This window comes from Variovorax paradoxus (assembly GCF_029919115.1).
In the GTDB taxonomy this organism is placed as follows: domain Bacteria; phylum Pseudomonadota; class Gammaproteobacteria; order Burkholderiales; family Burkholderiaceae_C; genus Variovorax; species Variovorax paradoxus_O.
Genome location: NZ_CP123990.1, coordinates 2,684,260 through 2,703,256 on the forward strand (window position 1 = coordinate 2,684,260; position 18,997 = coordinate 2,703,256).

Sequence of the window (18,997 nt, forward strand, 5' to 3'; positions counted from 1 at the left end):
GCAGAAATGCACCGCCCGGCAGCCGGAACAAGCCCATGCAGGTTCTCTCCTCCATTCCGCGCAGGTTCGCGCATTGCGCTGTCGCATCGATGGTGTCGATGTTGCTGATGCCCGCGGCCCATGCACAAAAGCCTGGGGCCACGCAGCAGCAGCTCGCGCGCCAAAGCTGCGAGGGGCTGCGCCGCGCGGTCACTGAAGACCAGAAGGGTGCAGCCTCGGGGCCGCTGTTTCTGGCCAGCTACCGGCTTGCGGACAACAAGCAGGGCCCGCCGCTGGAGCCCGCGCTCGCCGGCGCGGCCTTTACCTATGACAACGCACTGGCCGGCATTGCGCTGCTGGCCTGCGGCGATGCGGCTTCGGCCAAGCGCATCGGCGATGCCGTGGTGCGCGCGATGGAGCGCGACCCGGGCATGCCCGACGGCCGCGTGCGCAACGCCTATCGCGCCGGCCCCATGACCGAAGACAAGGCCGCGCTGCCGGGCCGCTGGGACGCAGGCAAGAAGCAATGGATTGCCGATGCCTACCAGGTGAGCACCGCTACGGGCAACGTGGCGTGGGCCGCCTTGCTGCTGCTGAACCTGTCGGAGGCGGAGCGGTCGCCGGCCTACGTGGCCAACGCGCGCAAGCTGCTCGGCTGGATCGAGCAGCGCACGCGCGCCAAGAACGGGCCCGACGGCTACAACGGCGGCTGGTACGGCTGGGACAACGCGCAGCGCCCGCAAACCTGGAAATCGACCGAGCACAACATCGACATTGCCATGGTCGCCGCCTGGGCCGCGCGCGCAGGCGGCTCCAACGAAGCCGAGCGCCAGCAGGCCCGCACCGCGCTCGAGTTCGTCAACCGCATGTGGAACGCGCAAGAGGGGCGCTTCAACATAGGCACCAAAGAAGACGGCGCAACCATCTCCACCGAAGCCTCGGGCCTGGATGCGCAGCTGTGGCCCGTGCTGGCGGCGCCCGAAGGCTCATGCGCCTGGACCCGGGCGCTCGACTGGGTCGAAAAGAACCACCGCTTCGCCGAAGGCTATGGCTTCTCGCGCAATCCCGACGGCATCTGGACCGAGGGGAGCGCGCAGGCCGCCGCAACGCTGGTGGCGCGCAAGGGAACCGCGCCCGAGGCGCTGTGGCAGCTGCTTGCATCGCAACGTGCCGACAACGGCCTGTACTACGCAACCCCGAGCACCCGCATTTCCACCGGCCTGGCCATAGGGCCGGACTCGACGGGCGCCGACTTTTACTACTACCGCTGGCCCCACCTGGGCGCCACCGCCTGGATTGCGCTTGCCGCAACGGGCTTCAACCCCTTCACCGGCAAGACCACTGCCGCAGGAGCTATTCCATCATGTCCAACCTGATCGCTACACCGGAGTTCCAGCTCAACGCCCTTGTTGCGGGGCTCGCGCTTCTCCTCATGTCATTGGGGCGGGTCGATCGCACCGGCCATCGCATGGTGTTTGGCGCGCTAACCGCGCTGCTGCTGATGCGCTATGCCGTCTGGCGCGTGGTGGCCACCATGCCGCCGTCGGACCTGGGTTTTGAAACGCTGTTTGCCTGGGTGTTCCTGGCCTTCGAGCTCACGGCCATCGTCTACACGCTGATGTCGATCCACATGCTGGTGGGCCGGCGCGACAACACGCCGCTGGCCGACCTCGGCGAGGCCGAGCTGCGCCGCCGCGGCGACAAGGTGCCGGCGGTGGACGTGTTCATCTGCACCTACAACGAAGAGCTGGCGGTGCTCGAAAAAACCATCATCGCCGCGCAGGCCATCGACTATCCGCGAGTGAACGTCTGGGTGCTGGACGACACCCGGCGCGACTGGCTGCGCGACTACTGCGAGCGCAAGGGCGTGCACTACGCGCGACGGCCCGACAACAGCCACGCCAAGGCGGGCAACATGAACAACGGGCTGAAAATTTCTGCGGGCGTGACCAACGCGCCGTACATCCTGGTGCTGGACGCCGACTTTGCACCGCAGCGGCAGATCGTCTACCGCATGCTCGGCCTCTTTGCAGACCGCAAGGTCGGGCTGGTGCAAACGCCGCAGTTCTATTACAACGCCGACCCCATCCAGCACAACCTGCGCGCGACCGACAGCTGGGTCGACGAGCAGCGCGTGTTCTTCGACGTGCTGCAACCCGCAAAGGACGCGGCGGATTCGGCCTTTTGCGTGGGCACATCGTTCATCGTGCGGCGCGACCTGATCACCGCCGCGGGCGGTTTTCCGGTGGGGAGCGTGTGCGAAGACATCCACACCACCTACCTGCTGCTGCGCAAGGGCCACGTTACGCGCTGGCTGGGCGAGCGGTTGTCGAACGGCTTGTCTGCCGAAAGCATCATCGACTACATCAACCAGCGCAGCCGCTGGTGCCTGGGCACGGTGCAGCTTGCGCTGCTGCCCGATGGTCCGCTGCGCGGCAAGGGCTACAGCTTCTCTGCGCGGCTGCACTTCTTGCACGGGCTGCTGCATTGGCTCGGCAAGCCGTTCATGGCAATGATCATGCTGGCGCCTGCGCTCTACTGGTACGCAGGCGTGTCGGTGTTCCACGCCACGCCGCAAGCCTTTGCCTCTTTCGGGCTACCGCCGCTCATGATGTTCTGGGCCTACAGCTATTGGATCAGCCAGCGGCGCTGCCTGCCGGTGTTCAGCGAGGTGAGCCAGCTTGTGGCCGCCATGGCGGTAACGGGCACGCTCGCCAGCGCAATGCTGCGGCCCTTCGGCCGCCCATTCAAGGTAACGAACAAGGGGCTCGACCGCTCCAAGACGGTGGTGCACTGGAAGCTGGTGGCCGTGTTCGGCGGCCTGCTGGTGGCGCTGCAGCTGGGCGGCGCGTCGGTGGCCCTGAGCGGTGAAGCGCTCACGCCCGGCGACGAACTCAACCTGGTGTGGACCGGCATTGCGCTTGTTCTTTGCCTGGCGGCGCTCATCGCCTGCGTCGATCTGCCGCGGCCCGATCAGGAAGAGCGCTTTCCTTGGCGCGCACGCACCCGGCTGCGGACGGCCGCGGGCGAAATCGACTCGCGCTTTGTCAACATTGCCGCGGATGGCGCATTGCTCGAATCGCGCGCTCTCAAGCGCATGCGCGTGGGGCAGCCGCTGGAGGTGTACGTCGAGCCGGTCGGCTGGTTGCCTGCAAAGCTTGCCGGCAAAAGCTCGGCTGGGGCCGAACTGCGATTTGCCGGCACCGAGGCGCAGCGCGAACGTTTGGTAAGCCATGTGTTCAACGTGCCCCCGAGCCACGTCGCGGTTCAGGTGCGGCCATGGCGTGCCGCGTCGGCCCTGCTCGCCAGCGCGGGCTTCGGCGCGCCCGAAGCGGGGTTCGTACGTTTTTCTCTTCGGCTCATCTTGATGGTGCTGGCGGTGTGCGTGGCCTTGGTGGTGAGTGGCTGCAACATGACGCCGCCCATGAAGCAGCCCGACCTGGCGCTGCCCTCGCAATTCCCTGCAGGCACTGCGGCGCCCAACGCCGAGCCGGTCGAATGGCGCAACTTTGTCCAGGACGATGAACTGCGCGGCCTCATCGCCACCGCGCTCACCCAGAACCGCGACCTGCGCGCCTATGCCGCGAAGGCCCGCGAAGCGCGAGCCGTGTATGCGGGAAGCCGCGCCTCTCTGTTCCCGCAAATCGGGCTGTCGGGCCATGCGCAGCGTGCGCAAACCACGCCGCAGGGCTCGCTCAGCCCGGTGGGCAATGTGCCGTCCGACGGGCGCGTGTCGAACAGCTTCGACATCCAGGCCGGCGTCACCTCGTACGAACTCGACTTCTTCGGGCGCCAGCAGAGCACGGCGCAGCAAGCCGGCGCCTTGGCCGAGGCGGGCGACAAGGACTTTGCCGCGGCCCGCATGAACCTAGTGGGCGAAGTGTCGAATGCGTATCTCACGCTGCGCGCTGACCGTGCATTGCTTGCGCTGGCAAATACCAATGAATCGGGCCTGGCCTCCAACGCCGACATGATCGGCCGCGCCAAGGCGGCCGGCGGCGCTGCGCAGCTCGACGTGTTTCGTGCGCAATCGCTGCTGCAGAACGCGCGGGTGCGGCAAGAAGAGTTCCGCATGCGCGTTGCGCAAGACCTGCAATGGCTGAATGTGCTGGTCGGCCAACCGGTGCCACCCGACGCGGGCAGTGCAAGGCCCTGGCCCGAGCGCTCGACTGCATCGGTTGCGGCGGGCCTGCCGTCCAGCCTGCTTCAGCGCCGGCCCGATCTTCTGGCGGCCTATTCGCGGGTAGAGGCAGCCAACGCCGGCGTGGGTGCGGCCAAGGCCGCCATGTTGCCCACCATTTCACTCACCGCATTGGCGGGCGGCATCAGCGGAGACCTGTCGACGCTGCTGAGCAGCGGCAACAGGAGCTGGGCCGGCGTGCTGGGCGTGTCGCTGCCCATCTTCGATTGGGGCCGCCGCTCGGCCAACGTCACCGGCAACGAAGAGCGGCTGGCCGCTGCCATGGCGTCGTATGAGTACGCGGCACAAGTGGCGTTTCGAGAGACGGCCAATGCGCTGATTGCCGATGACCACATGCGCCCGCAGCTGGAGGCGCAGCAGGCCCGCGTGCAGGCGCTCGAGAAAGTGGCGAGCATTTCGCGCACGCGGTTCCGCGGCGGGCTGGAAGATTATTTTTCGAGCCAGGACGCGCAGCGCGAGCTCTATTCCGAGCAGCAGCAACTGATCGAGATGCAACTCAAGCAGGCTGTGAACATGGTCAACCTTTACAAAGCGCTTGGCGGCGGCTGGCGCAGCGCGTAACGGCATCGCAACAGCGCGTGCAAGCGCGTCAAATTTCACGACTTGTGCGGATCGTCGATTGCACACTGTCGTCTTCGTGCCGCTCCCTGTCGTTCTTGATTGCAGACTGCGCTCGCGCTGGGCATCCGCCCCCGGGTTGCCAGTCGCAATCAAAACTTCAGGGAAATCACAAATGAAATTCAAGCACTCGATCGCTCACGTTCTGGTGACCACGGCCATGGCTTTTGCAATCGCGCCGGCAATGGCGCAAGGCATTGCACAAGCAGCAAAGACCGACATGCCCGCCATCTCCGGCAACGTGTACATGCCGGCCGGGCAACAAAACCAGACCGGCGGTCCCATGGGCGAAACCGGCACCACCCTGCAGGCCGCCATGCCCGCCGCGCCCGCCCCTGTGCGCATGGTTGCCCCGGCGCCGGCACCAGAGCCGGTGCGCATGGCAGTGGCGCCGGCGCCGGCACCCGTTGCCGCACCAATGCCCGCACCTGCCCCGGTCCCCGCTGCGCCCGTGCGCCGCGCCCGCGCTGACCGCGGCTGACCGACTGCGCCTCCCCTGCGCCTGAGCGCGGCCGCCAATTCCGGTTGGCGGCCACGCTTTGGGCCGGGTACTCGCACCATGTTTTTCCGATCATGAAGAACTCCGTGATCCTGGCCTTCGCGCTTGCTTGCGCAGCAACGTTTGCGCACACGGAAAGCGGCGCTGCCGCAAGCGCCGAAGCATCGGTTGAAGCGCGGCAGCTGGCGCACGCAGTTGCCGGCATGAAAGACAACCAAGGCCTTCCTTTCGCAATCGTCGACAAGAAGAAGGCGCGCGTTTTCATTTTTGGTGCCGACGGAACCCTGCAAGGCGCATCGCCCGTGCTGTTGGGGCTCGCGCCGGGAGACGAGTCGATCCCAGGCATCGGCGAGCGAAAGCTGTCCGACATCCGCCCTGATGAACGCACCACGCCCGCCGGGCGCTTTGTGTCAGAGCCCGGCGTCAACCTGCAGGGTGAAGACATTGTGTGGGTGGACTATGGCGCGGCCATATCCATGCATCGCGTTCGCGCCAACAACAAGTCGGAGCGCCGGCTGGAGCGGCTTGCGTCGGCAAATGCGGAAGATCACCGCATTTCCTATGGCTGCATCAATGTGCCCGCGGCGTTTTACGACGCCTACGTGAAGCCGGTGTTCGGCAATGCGCGCGGCGTGATCTACATCTTGCCCGAGCAGCAGCCCGCGCACGCCTATTTCAAGTTTCTGCTGGAAGGCAGTGAATGACGCGGCGCCATACGTGATGGCGCCCTTCCTTCGATCAGCCCACCTGGTTGATGGCGTCCTTCAGCGCCTTGCCGGCAGCGAACTTGGGGCTCTTGCTCGCCTTGATGGTGATCGCCTCGCCGGTGGATGGGTTGCGGCCCTGGCGCTCGGCGCGGCTCGCCACGGTGAAGGTGCCGAAGCCGATCAACTGAACGGTTTCTCCACGCACCAGGGCGCGCGACAAATGCTCGAGCGCCGAGTCGAAGGCGCGGCCTGCGTCGGCCTTGCTGAGGTTGGTGTCTTCTGCGATTGCGGCAATGAGGTCGGTCTTGTTCAAAACAGGAGTTCCTTTCAATAGAACGGTTGTGGAAATGAAGTTGGGTGCAGCCCCCGAGTTTGACTGAACGCGAACGGCGGATTCCCCGCTTTGCGTGCGCACCCGCTTCTAAAGTGACGTACCTGTGACGGATGTCCGCTGATTGTGCGTTGGTGCGGCAACACGAACCCCGGCACAGGTGTGACGTACTGGACAGAGTTGTACTCTAGTTCTGGTGCTTCACGTAAACCAGCCCCCGAACGTGAAGCATTTCCTAACGGAATAGAAAGGCGCCACGTATTGTCGCGGCCTGTTTTCGGAGGGAATTCATGCTCAACCCATTCTTGGGAAACGTAGCCCCGGGCACCCGCAACTGGCGCGCAACGTTGATGGCCGCCTTGATCGTGCTCCTGATCGTGATGGCAATGCTCATGAAATGGCTGGTTCAATTTCAGGTTGATGCGGCCAAGGAACGCCGTGCGCTCGAATCGCTTGCGCGCGAGGCCGAGGCGCGCTGCTTTGCGTTGGCGTCTTATCGCGCAACAGAGGCGTGCCGAGCGGCGCATGCGGCGCGCGTAAATCCGCAGAAATAACGGGTCTCGCGCTGCTGCCAAGGCGTTCCCGCTGTCAGCGCGACGATGCCTTTGCAGCGGGTGCCTGCGGCTTCTTTGTTGCGGCGGCCTCGAGCGGCGCACAGCCTGCAAACTCCTCCGACCCCACGTTCAACAGCGGCAGCAATGCAGCAGCGGGAGCCACGGCGCCCAGCGCAATTGCGGCACCCAGCTTGAGCGCAACAGCGCCCTTGTCGACGCCGACATCGGGGTTCTTGAATGTGCCTTTCACATAGAGCGGCGAGCGCAGCGAGAGCACGCGCAGCGCCTTGTTCCGCGGCTGTATCTCCAGTGCCAGCTGCTCGCTGGACAGATTGATCTGCCCTGTTACGTTGATGATCGATTCATCGGTGTCCAGCACAAACGATCGCGTTTGCATCAGGCCCTGCGTGACCTTGAAGTCGCTTGCGAGGCAGTTCAGCTGAACCTGCCTGTCGCCGAAGATCTGGGTTGCCACCACGTTGCCGATGTTCAGCCCCATGGCTTCGAGCAGGAACTTGCTCATGGTGCCCTTGCTGACCAGTGCTTTCACTTCTCCGTTCGACGTGCCCAGCAAGCTCGCAACCGAGTTGCCGACCGCGGACAACGCCGCATCGCCGCCGACTTCGCCCAGGCTGGCTTGCATGGTGTTCAGTGTTGGAAAAAGCTCCTTGATCTTCAAGCGGCGTGCCGAAAACCTCACATCCGCGCGAATCGGGTTTTGCCTGCCGTCGAGCTTGACGGTGGCGGCCAGAGTGCCGCCCGCCACACCAAAGCTCAGCGGCGTGAGCGACAGCACGCTGTCCTTCAGATGCAGGTCTGCCACCAGGCTGTCGATGGGCAGGTCCTTGGCGTGGATGATCTTGCGGCCGGCAAATTTCACGTCGGCGTCGATGCTGCCCCAGCTTGCCGTGTCGAACTTTTCCACCGGCAGCACCTTGTCCGTCGGCTGAACGGCGGCGGCGCCCCGCTTGGCTTTGCTGGCGTTGGAGTCCGCGCCGATCAGCGGTGCCAGGTCTTCGAGCCGCAACTGGTTGGATTGCACCTGCCCGCGCAACAAGGGCCGCGGCTGCTGCGAGATGTATTCCAGCGTGCCGCCAATGTCGCTTTCACCCACGCTGCCCTTGAAGTGTTCGTACAGCCAGCGCCCACCGGCCTTGTCGAGTTTGCCGACCAGGTGGCCTTCGGTGCTGAACGGCGGCGTGTTGGGCAGGGTGATGCCGGTGATCGGGTACAGGTGCGCCATGCTCGCGCCCGAAAGCTTCAGCCGCAGGTCCAGCGCCGCGAGCGCATCGGGCTTGGTCAAAGTGCCTGCGATGTCGATGCGCGTGGTGCCGATCTGCACGCCTGCCTGCAGCGGGTAGGGCTTCTTGTCCTGCTGCAGCGAAAGCACCGCGCCAGCCCGGCCGCTGCCGTGCAGCGGAGTCTGGCGAAAAGTGCCGCCGAGTTTCCAGCCGATGCCGTAGCCCTCCGCGGTTTCGCGGGGCAGGCTTTCGACATCGATCTTGAGATTGAGCTTTGCCTGCGCATCGGCAAGCTTCACGGTGCCGTGGTTCAGTACCAACCGCTGCAGGTCGAGCTTCCAGGCCGATGGCGCCGTGTTGTCGGAGGCCAGCGTCCAGTTGTTCTTGCCGTCCGCAGTGCGTTCGAGCGAAAGAACGGGGCCCGCGAGTTCCAGCGTGGGGATGCGGATCGTGTGATCCAGCAGCGAGAGCGGGTTCAGCGAAAAAGTCAGCTGCTTGATTTCTGCCAGGTGCGGGCCGGTCTTGCTCCAGTCCGCATTGCCCAGGGTGATGTCGTGCGCGCTCAGCCTCGGCCAGGGCACCCAGCGGCGCCAGCCAGTTTCAGTCTCGGGGTTGTTCCACTGCAAGACCAGGTCGCCGCGTATGGCAAACGGGCGCCCGGTCGCTTCGCTCACGCGTTGGTTGATCCACGGCCTCGCGCGATTCCAGTCAAGGCTCAGGACAAGTGCGATGCCAATGGCCGCCAGGCCCAGCAGGAGAAGCAGGGTCCAGGCGGCAGCGCGTGGGATTTTTGATTTCAATAGCGAACGCTATGCGCGCTTGATCAGGCGAACGATGAACAGGAGCACCACGGCGCCCAAGGTGGCAACGATCAGGCTGCCGACAAGGCCGCCACCCATCGACACGCCGAACGTGCTGAACAAAAAGCCTCCAAGAAAAGCACCGACCACGCCCACGATGAGATCGCCGACCAGGCCGAAGCCGCCACCCTTGACCAGAATGCCGGCCAGCCAGCCGGCGACCAGGCCCACAACCAGAAACCACAGAATACTCATTTACCTACTCCCTTGATCGGCCAGGATGGCCTTGGAGCGGCAAGGGTAGCAGTGGTGCAGGCAATGGCCCGGAAACGATCAAGTCGAACTGTGAACTTGTGCTTTGTTGCCGAAAAATCGCAATCGCCGGAGCAGGACGCTTCTTCGTCGCTTCTCAGCCGAGATCCAGCTTCTTGTGTTCGCCCAGTGACGGCGGCTGATCGCCAGTGATGGCCGCCTTGGCCATCTTCAGCAACTGCACCATCTTGCTTTCCTTCACGTCCCAGTACTCGGCGCCGAGGATTTCGACTGCCAGCAGCGCAAGGTTCGGATCGGTCGCGCCGCCGGGAAACCAGGCCTTGGCCGCGGAGTTGAAAAGAGCTTCCTTCTTGGCCTGGTCTTCCCGCAGCGTGGCGCGGCCGGTCACGGACACATAGCTGTCGGCGTCGGTGTTGGCGTAGGCAATGTTCACGCTGGGGTCGCTTGCCACATGGCGCGCAATGTCGCCATTCCTGGGCACGAAGAAGTAGAGCGTCGAGCCTTCTTCGATGTTCTTGCTCTGCGTGGTCAGCGGATGGCTGTGCAGCTGGCCGTCGGCGTGGCGATGGGTCAGCATGCCGTAGCGGGTGTCCTTGATCAGGTCCCAGAGCTTGGCGTGTTCGTCGGTGGTGGTCATGGCTTGGTTGCTCTCCGTTGTTCGTTCGCGTGGTTCGAAGATCGAAGGCACCACCGTAGGCGGCCGAAAGCCGGCGCCATGAGGAAGTTGGGCGCATGCGCGTGTCATCCGATGCCGACGCAGGGCGCGGCACGGCGATCAACGGTGCGCGGAGATCAGTCGGCGATGAGCATGCCGCGCTTCTCGATGAAGGCGACCACCTCGGCCACGCCGGTATGGGTCTTGAGGTTGGTCATCACGTAAGGCCGCTGGCGGCGCATGCGCTGGGTGTCCTGCTCCATCACGTCGAGGTTTGCGCCCACATACGGCGCCAGGTCGGTCTTGTTGATGACGAACAAGTCGCTCTTGGTGATGCCGGGGCCGCCCTTGCGCGGAATCTTCTCGCCGGCCGCCACGTCGATCACGTAGATGGTCAGGTCCGAAAGCTCGGGGCTGAAGGTGGCCGCAAGGTTGTCGCCGCCGGATTCAACGAACACCACGTCGGCATCGGGAAAGTCCTCGAGCATGCGGTCGATGGCCTCGAGGTTGATGGAGGCGTCTTCTCGGATGGCGGTGTGCGGGCAGCCGCCGGTTTCCACGCCCATGATGCGCTCGGCGGGCAAGGCGCCGGCCACGGTAAGCAGGCGCTGGTCTTCCTTGGTGTAGATGTCGTTGGTGATGGCAACAAGGTCGTACTTGTCGCGCATTGCCTTGCAGAGCATTTCGAGCAGGGTGGTCTTGCCCGAGCCGACCGGGCCGCCGATGCCCACGCGCAGCGGCGGAAGTTTCTTGGTGCGATTGGGAATGTGGTGCAGGGCGGAGGTCATGGCAAAGGTCCGGTTCGGTCAGCTTCTGAAGAGGCGCGAGTATTGTGTTTCATGGCGTGCCGACAGCACGGCCAAAAGGGGTGCAAAGGCCTGGCGCTCGTCGTCGCCGAGGTGCATTGCACGCTCGACGGCGGTGGGAATTTCATTGGCAAGCCGCGCAAGAATGCGCTGGCCCGCGCTCTGGCCGAGCGGCACGGCCTTGACTGCGGCGGCGACCATGTTCTCGGCCCAGCCGAAGGCGAAGGCAAGGCAACCGTCGTGCACCGAGGCACCGGTGCGGCTTGCGGCAAAGGCAAACGCGACGGGGTAGCTCGCGGGCAGGTCGGCAAAAACGGCGGCGGTGTCGTCGTGGTGCAGCTTGAGCCATTCGACGAAGGAGCGGCCCATCTGCTCAGTCTGCAAAAAGAACTCGGCCGATTCGCGGGTGGTCATGACCCATTCGTTGAGTTGGTGGATGCGTGCTGCATCGCCTTCGCGCCATGCGGGTATGGCTTGCGCTACCAGTGCAAGGTCGCCGCGCGCGAAGCTCAGGTACAGCTGGTCGGAGAGCCACTCGATGGCTTTGGCTTCCGAATCGATGCCAGCCCATTCGACGGCTGCTTCGACGCCTTCGGAATAGGAGAAGCCGCCTACCGGGAGGGCCGGGGATGCTAGCCAGATGAGCTGCAGGAGGCTTTGTGCGTCGGGCATGTCAGCTGTTCGTTTGGCGCTGTTTGGTGAGGCGCTGCTGTTCGGGGCTTGTGCAAAGGCCACCGGGTACTCCCCTCCGCGAATGTCCCCCGCCTTCGGCTCCTCCTTTATTTCGCTGGTACACCAGCAGCGTGCCCCGGTGCACAGGGCATCGGGTACTCCCCGCAGCGAAATAAAGGAGGAGGCCGCAGGCCGGGGGACATTCGCGGAGTAAGGTACCCCGTCGGCGGGTGCGCGCCCTGAATCAGCCATGGTCGTCAAGAAACTCCGGTGCAAGCACCAGCGGCTTAGGACCCTTCGAATGCGAGTGGCCGTGATCATGCGCATGGTCATGGCTGTGCCCACTGCCATGCGAATGCTCATGCGACCCATAAGCGCCGCCTTCAGGCTCGAACGCTTCCTCGACCGCAACGACGATCAGGTGCATCGAGCGCAGCATGTCGGCCAGCACATGGTCGGGCTCGATCTTCAGGTGGTCGGGCTTGAGCTCGATCGGCACATGCCGGTTGCCCAGGTGATAGGCCGCGCGCGTCAGGTCGAACGGAGTGCCGTGGGCGGTGCAATGCGTGATGCGCAGCACCGGCTGCGGCGCGGCGATGACGCGGACCAGCGAGCCGTCTTCGGCCACCAGCACATCGCCGCCGCGCACCGCCGTGCCGCGCGGCAGGAACACGCCGATCTGCCGGCCTTGCGAATCGGTGGCGTCGAAGCGGCTTTTCTGGCGCACGTCCCAGTCGAGTTCGATGGTGGCGGCGCGCTTCAGCAGCACGGGCGCAAGGCCGCGGCCCTGGGGCATGAGTTTGTTGGCGGTGAGCATGGTGCGAATGGAACGCCAAAGGCGTGAAACGACAGGATGGATACCGTCGAGGATACGCAGCCTGTCAAGCGGGCGCCGGGCCTCTTGTGCAAGACCCTGAAGGCGCCGCTCAGAACAGGAAGTAGCGCTGCGTCAGCGGCAGCTGCACCGCCGGGTCGCAGGTCAGCAGGTGCCCATCGGCGCGCACGGCATAGGTCTGCGCATCAATCTCCATCTTCGGCGCGTAGCTGTTGTGGATCAGGTCCTTCTTGCGCACGTTGCGGATGTTCTTTACTGCGCTCAGGTGCTTGGCCAGGCCGTAGCGCTCCTTGATGCCCGCGGCAAGGCCGGCCTGCGAGACGAAGGTCAGCGAGCTTTTGGCCAGCGAGCCGCCGTAGCTGCCGAACATCGGGCGGTAGTGCACCGGCTGCGGCGTGGGAATGGACGCGTTGGGGTCGCCCATGGCGGCCATGGCGATGGTGCCGCCCTTGATGAGGGTGAAGGGCTTCACGCCGAAGAAGGCCGGTTTCCAGATCACGATGTCGGCCCACTTGCCGACTTCGAGCGAGCCCACCTCGTGCGCAATGCCGTGCGCAATGGCGGGGTTGATTGTGTACTTGGCCACGTAGCGCTTGGCGCGGAAGTTGTCGTTGCGCTCGTTGTCCTGCGGCAGCTTGCCGCGCTGCAGCTTCATCTTGTGCGCCGTTTGCCAGCAGCGCAGCACCACCTCGCCCACACGGCCCATGGCCTGGCTGTCGGAGCTGAACATGCTGATGGCGCCCAGGTCGTGCAGCACGTCTTCGGCGGCAATGGTCTCCTTGCGGATGCGCGACTCGGCAAAGGCCAGGTCTTCGGCAATGCCGGCGTCCAGGTGGTGGCACACCATGAGCATGTCGACGTGTTCGTCGAGCGTGTTCACGGTGTAGGGCATGGTGGGGTTGGTGGAAGAGGGCAGAAAGTTCTCTTCGCCCACCACGCGCAGGATGTCCGGCGCATGCCCGCCGCCGGCGCCTTCGGTATGAAAGGCGCAGATCGAGCGGCCGCCCACGGCGGCGATGGTGTTCTCGACAAAGCCCGATTCGTTGAGCGTGTCGCTGTGGATCGCCACCTGCGTGTCGGTGGCGTCGGCCACGTCCAGGCAGTTGCTGATGGCCGAGGGCGTGGTGCCCCAGTCTTCGTGCAGCTTCAGGCCTATGACGCCGGCGTCGATCTGCTCGTGCAGCGCATCGGGCAGGCTGGCGTTGCCCTTGCCCAGGAAGCCCAGGTTCATGGGGAATGCATCCGCCGCCTGCAGCATGCGCTCGATGTGCCAGGGGCCGGGGGTGGCGGTGGTCGCGAAAGTGCCGGTGGCCGGGCCCGTGCCGCCGCCGAGCATGGTGGTCACGCCGGAAGCCAGCGCTTCCTCGATCTGCTGCGGGCAGATGAAGTGGATGTGGCTGTCGATGCCGCCGGCGGTGACGATGTTGCCCTCGCAGCTGATGATCTCGGTGCCCGGGCCGATGACGATGTCCACGCCCGGTTGCACGTCGGGGTTGCCGGCCTTGCCGATGGCAGCAATGCGGCCGCCCTTCAGGCCGATGTCGGCTTTCACGATGCCCCAGTGGTCGAGGATCAGCGCATTGGTCAGCACGGTGTCGACGGCGCCGCCGGCGGTTGGTCCGCTGCCTTTGCCGTCGCGCGTGCGCTGCGACTGCGCCATGCCGTCGCGAATGGTCTTGCCGCCGCCGAACTTCACCTCTTCGCCGTAGCCGCCGGCGCGCAGCGTGTAGTCGGCCTCGACCTCGATCAGCAGGTCGGTGTCCGCAAGACGTACCCGGTCGCCCACGGTCGGGCCGAATATCTCGGCGTATGCACGCCTTCCAATCGTTGCCATGGCTTAGAGCTTTCCTTGAACGAGGCCGCGAAAGCCGTAGACGACGCGGTCGCCCGAAAAGTCGACCAGCTCGACCGTGCGCTGCTGGCCCGGTTCGAAGCGCACCGCCGCGCCCGAGGCGATGTTCAGCCGCATGCCGCGCGCGGCCTCGCGGTCGAAGCCGAGCGCGCCGTTGGTCTCGGCAAAGTGATAGTGCGAACCGACCTGGATCGGCCGGTCGGCGGTGTTCTGCACCACCAGCGTGAGCGTGCGGCGGCCGGGGTTGAGCGTGTGCTCGCCCTCGTCGGTAAAAAGTTCGCCGGGAATCATGGTGTCGCGGCGCCTTTTCAGACGGCCTGCGAGAGCAGCGTCGCGCCCAGCGCCACCACCGCGGCGCCTGTCACGCGCGGCAGCCAGGCATTGGCATGGCGCAGTGCCCAGCCGAGCCCGATGCCCGCCAGGTGCAGCAGCACGGTGGCGCCCACCATGCCCGCCAGCGTCAGCGCGGCGCCTTGCTCGCTCGCGAGTTCGTGCCCGTGCGCCACGCCGTGGAAGATGGCGAACACGCCTACCACCGCCGCGGCTGCCGCGGCCGGCAGGTGGGTGCGCGTTGCAACCAGCAGGCCCAGCACCAGCAGCGAGGCCGCAATCATCGGTTCGACCGCCGGCAGCTGCACGCCCGCCAGTCCCATCTGCGCGCCCGCGAGCAGCATGCCCGCGAAAGCCAGCGGTGCCCACAGCAGATCGGGCCAGGCGCGGCGCGCGGCCAACGCACTCCAAAGGCCGACTGCCACCATGGCTGCCAGGTGATCGGCGCCGGTCAGCGGGTGCAGAAAACCGGTGGCAAAGCCGTGGTGCACGCCGCCGTCGGCGCCGGTGTGGGCGCTGGCCGCGAGGGGCAGCAGCATCGCAATGAGGGCAAGGGTCTTGGAAACGTTGTGGCGCATGACAGGGCTTTCTTGTTCTGGAAAAGAGTCAGACGATGGGTTGGTGGACGGTGACCAGCTTGGTGCCGTCAGGGAAGGTGGCTTCCACCTGGATGTCCGGGATCATCTCGGCGATGCCGTCCATCACGTCGGCGCGGGTGAGCACGGTGCGGCCCTCGCTCATGAGCGCCGCAACGCTCTTTCCGTCGCGGGCACCTTCCATCACGGCGGCGGAAATCAGCGCGACGGCTTCGGGGTAGTTGAGCTTCAGGCCCCGCGCCTTGCGGCGTTCGGCCAGCAAAGCTGCGGTGAAGATCAGCAGCTTGTCTTTTTCGCGCGGGGTCAGTTCCATGAGGGGGCGGCGTCGGGTGCGTGGAGGTCGGCCATTATTGGGCAGGCTTCGGCTTTGCAACAGTCGTGCCGCTGTTCGCCAAAAGACGTATGGATGGCACGAAAGCTGCACCGAAACGGTGTGAACCCCGCCGAGACTTCCACCAGCCCCGACGACGCGCCGCAGCGCATCGTCAAGGTGCGGCGCGACTACAACAGCTGGGTGGCGAGCGAAACGCTCGAGGACTACGCGCTGCGCTACACGCCGCAGCGCTTTCGCAAATGGTCCGAATGGCGGGTGGCCAACACGGCCTTCGGCGCGGCGTCGTTCCTCATCTTGGAGGCGGTGGGCGCCACGCTGCTGGTGCAGTACGGCTTTGCCAACGCGTTCTGGGCCATCGTTGCCACCGGGCTCATCATCTTTCTGGCGGGCCTGCCCATCAGCGTGTACGCCGCGCGCTACGGCGTCGACATGGACCTGCTCACGCGGGGCGCGGGCTTCGGCTATATCGGCTCCACACTCACCTCGCTGATCTACGCCTCGTTCACGTTCATCTTCTTTGCGCTCGAGGCGGCGGTGATGGCCTATGCGCTGGAGCTGGCGCTGGGCGTGCCGCCCGTCTGGGGCTACCTGGTGTGTGCGCTGGTGGTGATTCCGCTGGTCACCCACGGGGTATCGGCCATCAGCCGGCTGCAGCTGTGGACCCAGCCGCTGTGGCTGGTGATGCTGGTGGTGCCTTTCGTCTTCGTGCTGGTGCGCGATCCTGGTGCATTCGCGGGCATCGTGCACTACAACGGTGTGAAGGCGGGTGCTAAGGGCTTCGATCTGCACCTGTTTGGCGCTGCACTGACGGTCGGCATTGCGTTGATCACCCAAATGGGGGAGCAGGCCGACTACCTGCGCTTCATGCCCGCGCGCACGGCTGTGAGCGCCCGGCGCTGGTGGGCGGGCGTGCTGGCCGGCGGGCCTGGCTGGGTGGTGCTGGGGGTGCTCAAGATGCTGGGCGGCGCGCTGTTGGCCTACCTGGCCATCACGCACATGGTGCCGGTCGAGCGCGCGGTCGATCCCAACCAGATGTACCTGGCGGCCTATGAATACGTGTTTCCGAACTACGGCTGGGCTGTGGCCGCGACCGCGCTGTTCGTGGTGATTTCTCAGCTCAAGATCAACGTGACCAACGCCTACGCGGGCTCGCTGGCGTGGAGCAACTTCTTCTCGCGCGTGGCGCACAGCCACCCGGGGCGGGTGGTCTGGGTGGTGTTCAACGCGCTCATCGCCTTCATGCTGATGGAGATGAACGTGTTCGAGGCGCTGGGCGACGTGCTCGGGCTGTTCGCCAACATCGCCATCGCCTGGATGATGGCCGTGGTGGCCGACCTGGTCATCAACAAGCCGCTGGGCCTTTCGCCGCCGGGCATCGAGTTCAAGCGGGCGCACTTGTGGGACATCAACCCCGTGGGCGTCGGCGCGATGGCGCTGGCTTCGCTGCTTTCCATTACCGCGCACCTCGGCGTCTTCGGGCCGCTGGCACAAGCCTTTTCGGCACTCATCGCGCTCGGCACGGCACTGGTCGTTTCGCCGCTGATTGCCTGGGCGACCGGCGGCAAGTACTACCTGGCGCGGGGTTCGGTCGGCAATGGCCCGGTCGCCTTTGCCCCGGCCGAGGGCCCGCGTGCGGTTCGCTGGGCGCGCGTCGAGAACGATGTGGACGAGCGCGGTGCCGATGGCAGCTACCAGCGCCTCAAGGTGCAGCACTGCGTGATCTGCGAGCGCGAATACGAGGGCCCGGACATGGCTCATTGCCCGGCCTACCAAGGGGCGATCTGCTCGCTGTGCTGCACGCTCGATGCGCGCTGCGGCGATCTGTGCAAGCCGCATGCGAGCCTTTCGTCTCAGTGGTCGTCGGTGCTGCGCTGGCTGCTGCCGCGCCTCAGTTGGCGCTATCTGGACACGGGGCTCGGACACTTCCTGCTGCTGATGCTGATCATCGTGCCGGTGCTGGCGGTGGTGTTCGGCGTGCTCTACCAGCAGGAGCTGCGTGCGCTGGGCGAAAGCGCCCTGCAGCTCGCATCGCAATCGGAGCTCGCCGAGGCGCTGGCAGGTGTGCAGCGCTCGTCGCTGCGCTCGGGCTTTCTCAAGGCGTACATGGCGCTGCTCGTGATTGCGGGTGTGGTGGCCTGGTGGCTGGTGCTGGCGCACCAGAGCCGCAAGGTGGCGCAAGAAGAATCGAACCGCCAGACCCACTTGCTGATGCGCGAGATCGAACTGCACCGTGCCACCGACCGTGCGCTGCAGTCGGCCAAGCAGACTGCGGAAGAGGCGCGCGAAGTCGCCGAGCAGGCCAAGCTCGCGGCCGAAGAGGCCCGCCGCGCCGCCGACCAGGCCAACCAGGCCAAGAGCCGCTACATCAGCGCCATCAGCCACGAGCTGCGCACGCCGCTCAACAGCATTCTTGGTTATGCGCAGCTCATGGGCGAAGACGCATCGGTGCCGCCGCACCGCCAGCAGGCGGTGGCGGTGATCAAGCGCGGCGGCGAGCATCTGCTGTCGCTCATCGAGGGCACGCTCGCCATTGCGCACATCGAGGCCGGCAAGCTCACGCTGCATGCGAGGCCCATGCGCTTCGCCGACACCCTGCGCGAACTGGCCGACATGTTCGAGCTGCAGGCGGCGGAGAAGGGCCTGCGCTTCCGCTTCGAGACGACGGGAGCCTTGCCCGAGGTGGTGCGCGCCGACGAAAAACGGGTCTGCCAGATCCTCATCAACCTGCTGGGCAACGCGATCAAGTTCACCACCGCGGGCGAGGTGACGCTGCGGCTTTCATACGCACGCGAGTTCGCCTCGGTCGAAATAGAAGACACCGGGCCCGGCATGACGGCCGAAGACATCGAACGCATCTTCGAGCCCTTCACGCGCGGCGATGCGGCTGCGGCCGCAACGCCCGGTGCGGGGCTGGGCCTCACCATCGCCAAGATGCTGACCGACCTGATGGGCGGTGAGATGAAGGTGAGCAGCGCGCCTGGGGAGGGCTCGCTCTTCTGCGTGCGGCTCTTCCTGCCGCGCGTGCACGAGACTGCGGGCGCCTTGGGCCGCGCTGCGCCGGCGCAACGCGTGCGGCGCGGCTACGAAGGGCGCCGCCGGCAACTGCTGGTGGTCGACAACGAAGAGGCCGACCGCGACCTGCTCGGCCATGTGCTGGCGCCGCTCGGCTTTGGCCTGCGCACCGCCGCGAGCGGGCACGACGCGCTCGACCTCATCGCGGCCGGCTACCGGCCGGACGCGATGTTCGTCGACCTGGCCATGCCGGGCATCGACGGCTGGGAGACGATTCGCCGTGCGCGCAAGCTGGGACTGGTCGATGCGCCGGTGGCCATCGTTTCGGCCAATGCCTTCGACAAGGGGCTGGAGAACGACGTAGGCATTGCCCCCGAGGATTTCTTCGTCAAGCCGGTGCGGCACACGGAACTGCTCGATTGGCTCGAGCGGCGGCTCGGCCTGCAATGGACGGACACGGCCGCCAAGCCGCAACCAGCCGCCGCACCCCGCGCCGTGCAGGCGCCTTCGCTTTCGCGACTGCGTGCGCTCGACGAAGCCGTGAGCCTGGGCTACTTCCGCGGCATCATGAACCAGCTCGACGAGATCGATGCCGAAGAGCCCGAATGCAAGGCATGGACCGAGGGGCAGCGCGTGCTCGCTCGGCAATTCCAGTTCGAGGCCATGGGCCGTGCGCTTGCCGCGGCCGTGAGCGCGGCCTGA

17 protein-coding genes are annotated in these 18,997 nt (G+C 65.7%); 6 read left to right on the forward strand and 11 right to left on the reverse strand.

The window, feature by feature from the left end; translation table 11 throughout:
* Positions 1-35 precede the first annotated feature (35 nt).
* The 4 genes from QHG62_RS13050 (at position 36) to QHG62_RS13065 (ending at position 6,001) form a co-directional block, all read left to right on the forward strand.
* Complete coding sequence (locus QHG62_RS13050) at positions 36-1,355, forward strand: hypothetical protein (protein ID WP_281151250.1); 1,320 nt, start codon at positions 36-38, stop codon at positions 1,353-1,355.
* Positions 1,343-4,741, forward strand: a complete 3,399-nt coding sequence (locus QHG62_RS13055; protein WP_281151251.1) for an efflux transporter outer membrane subunit — start codon at positions 1,343-1,345, stop codon at positions 4,739-4,741. The genes QHG62_RS13050 and QHG62_RS13055 overlap by 13 nt, the downstream gene beginning before the upstream one ends.
* A 172-nt stretch (positions 4,742-4,913) precedes the next feature.
* Entirely contained in the window at positions 4,914-5,279 is a 366-nt protein-coding gene (locus QHG62_RS13060) for a hypothetical protein (protein ID WP_281151252.1), read from the forward strand.
* Positions 5,280-5,371: 92 nt separating this feature from the next.
* Positions 5,372-6,001 carry a L,D-transpeptidase gene (locus tag QHG62_RS13065; protein WP_281151253.1) on the forward strand — a complete coding sequence of 210 codons (630 nt, stop codon included), beginning with the start codon at positions 5,372-5,374 and terminating at the stop codon, positions 5,999-6,001.
* 34 nt (positions 6,002-6,035) lie between these two features.
* On the opposite strand, the gene QHG62_RS13070 is transcribed toward QHG62_RS13065, so the two are convergent.
* Positions 6,036-6,317 (reverse strand): HU family DNA-binding protein, encoded by a 282-nt coding sequence (locus QHG62_RS13070; RefSeq protein ID WP_126747002.1) that lies wholly within the window; start codon positions 6,315-6,317, stop codon positions 6,036-6,038.
* A 308-nt stretch (positions 6,318-6,625) separates the two neighbouring features.
* Here QHG62_RS13070 and QHG62_RS13075 point away from each other — a divergent pair, with 308 nt between their 5' ends.
* Positions 6,626-6,889 (forward strand): general secretion pathway protein GspL, encoded by a 264-nt coding sequence (locus QHG62_RS13075; protein ID WP_281151255.1) that lies wholly within the window; start codon positions 6,626-6,628, stop codon positions 6,887-6,889.
* 34 nt (positions 6,890-6,923) lie between these two features.
* Here the strand turns inward: QHG62_RS13075 and QHG62_RS13080 are convergent, their stop codons facing one another.
* From QHG62_RS13080 to QHG62_RS13125, 10 genes are all read right to left on the reverse strand, one after another.
* On the reverse strand, positions 6,924-8,930 hold the full coding sequence (locus QHG62_RS13080; RefSeq protein ID WP_281151256.1) for an AsmA family protein: 2,007 nt from the start codon (positions 8,928-8,930) through the stop codon (positions 6,924-6,926).
* A gap of 9 nt (positions 8,931-8,939) precedes the next feature.
* A complete protein-coding gene (locus tag QHG62_RS13085; protein WP_281151257.1) occupies positions 8,940-9,185 on the reverse strand; it encodes a GlsB/YeaQ/YmgE family stress response membrane protein in 246 nt (81 codons plus the stop codon).
* A 154-nt stretch (positions 9,186-9,339) separates the two neighbouring features.
* Positions 9,340-9,840, reverse strand: a complete 501-nt coding sequence (locus QHG62_RS13090; protein WP_281151258.1) for a pyridoxamine 5'-phosphate oxidase family protein — start codon at positions 9,838-9,840, stop codon at positions 9,340-9,342.
* A gap of 155 nt (positions 9,841-9,995) precedes the next feature.
* The gene (ureG, locus tag QHG62_RS13095) at positions 9,996-10,646 is read right to left on the reverse strand and encodes an urease accessory protein UreG (RefSeq protein WP_281151260.1); all 651 of its coding nucleotides are present in this window, start codon (positions 10,644-10,646) and stop codon (positions 9,996-9,998) included.
* 18 nt (positions 10,647-10,664) lie between these two features.
* The gene (locus QHG62_RS13100; RefSeq protein ID WP_281151261.1) at positions 10,665-11,336 is read right to left on the reverse strand and encodes an urease accessory protein UreF; all 672 of its coding nucleotides are present in this window, start codon (positions 11,334-11,336) and stop codon (positions 10,665-10,667) included.
* Between the two features lie 244 nt (positions 11,337-11,580).
* Positions 11,581-12,153: an urease accessory protein UreE gene (gene ureE / locus QHG62_RS13105; RefSeq protein ID WP_281151263.1), complete on the reverse strand. Its 573-nt coding sequence runs from the start codon at positions 12,151-12,153 to the stop codon at positions 11,581-11,583.
* A 109-nt stretch (positions 12,154-12,262) separates the two neighbouring features.
* The gene (gene ureC / locus QHG62_RS13110; RefSeq protein WP_281151264.1) at positions 12,263-14,005 is read right to left on the reverse strand and encodes an urease subunit alpha; all 1,743 of its coding nucleotides are present in this window, start codon (positions 14,003-14,005) and stop codon (positions 12,263-12,265) included.
* A gap of 3 nt (positions 14,006-14,008) precedes the next feature.
* A complete protein-coding gene (locus tag QHG62_RS13115; RefSeq protein WP_281151265.1) occupies positions 14,009-14,314 on the reverse strand; it encodes an urease subunit beta in 306 nt (101 codons plus the stop codon).
* A 17-nt stretch (positions 14,315-14,331) separates the two neighbouring features.
* Positions 14,332-14,931, reverse strand: coding sequence for a HupE/UreJ family protein (locus QHG62_RS13120; protein WP_281151266.1), 600 nt, complete (start codon positions 14,929-14,931; stop codon positions 14,332-14,334).
* 28 nt (positions 14,932-14,959) lie between these two features.
* Entirely contained in the window at positions 14,960-15,262 is a 303-nt protein-coding gene (locus QHG62_RS13125; protein WP_015867014.1) for an urease subunit gamma, read from the reverse strand.
* A gap of 93 nt (positions 15,263-15,355) precedes the next feature.
* On the opposite strand from QHG62_RS13125, the gene QHG62_RS13130 reads away from it, so the two are divergent.
* On the forward strand, positions 15,356-18,997 hold the full coding sequence (locus tag QHG62_RS13130; RefSeq protein WP_281151267.1) for an ATP-binding protein: 3,642 nt from the start codon (positions 15,356-15,358) through the stop codon (positions 18,995-18,997).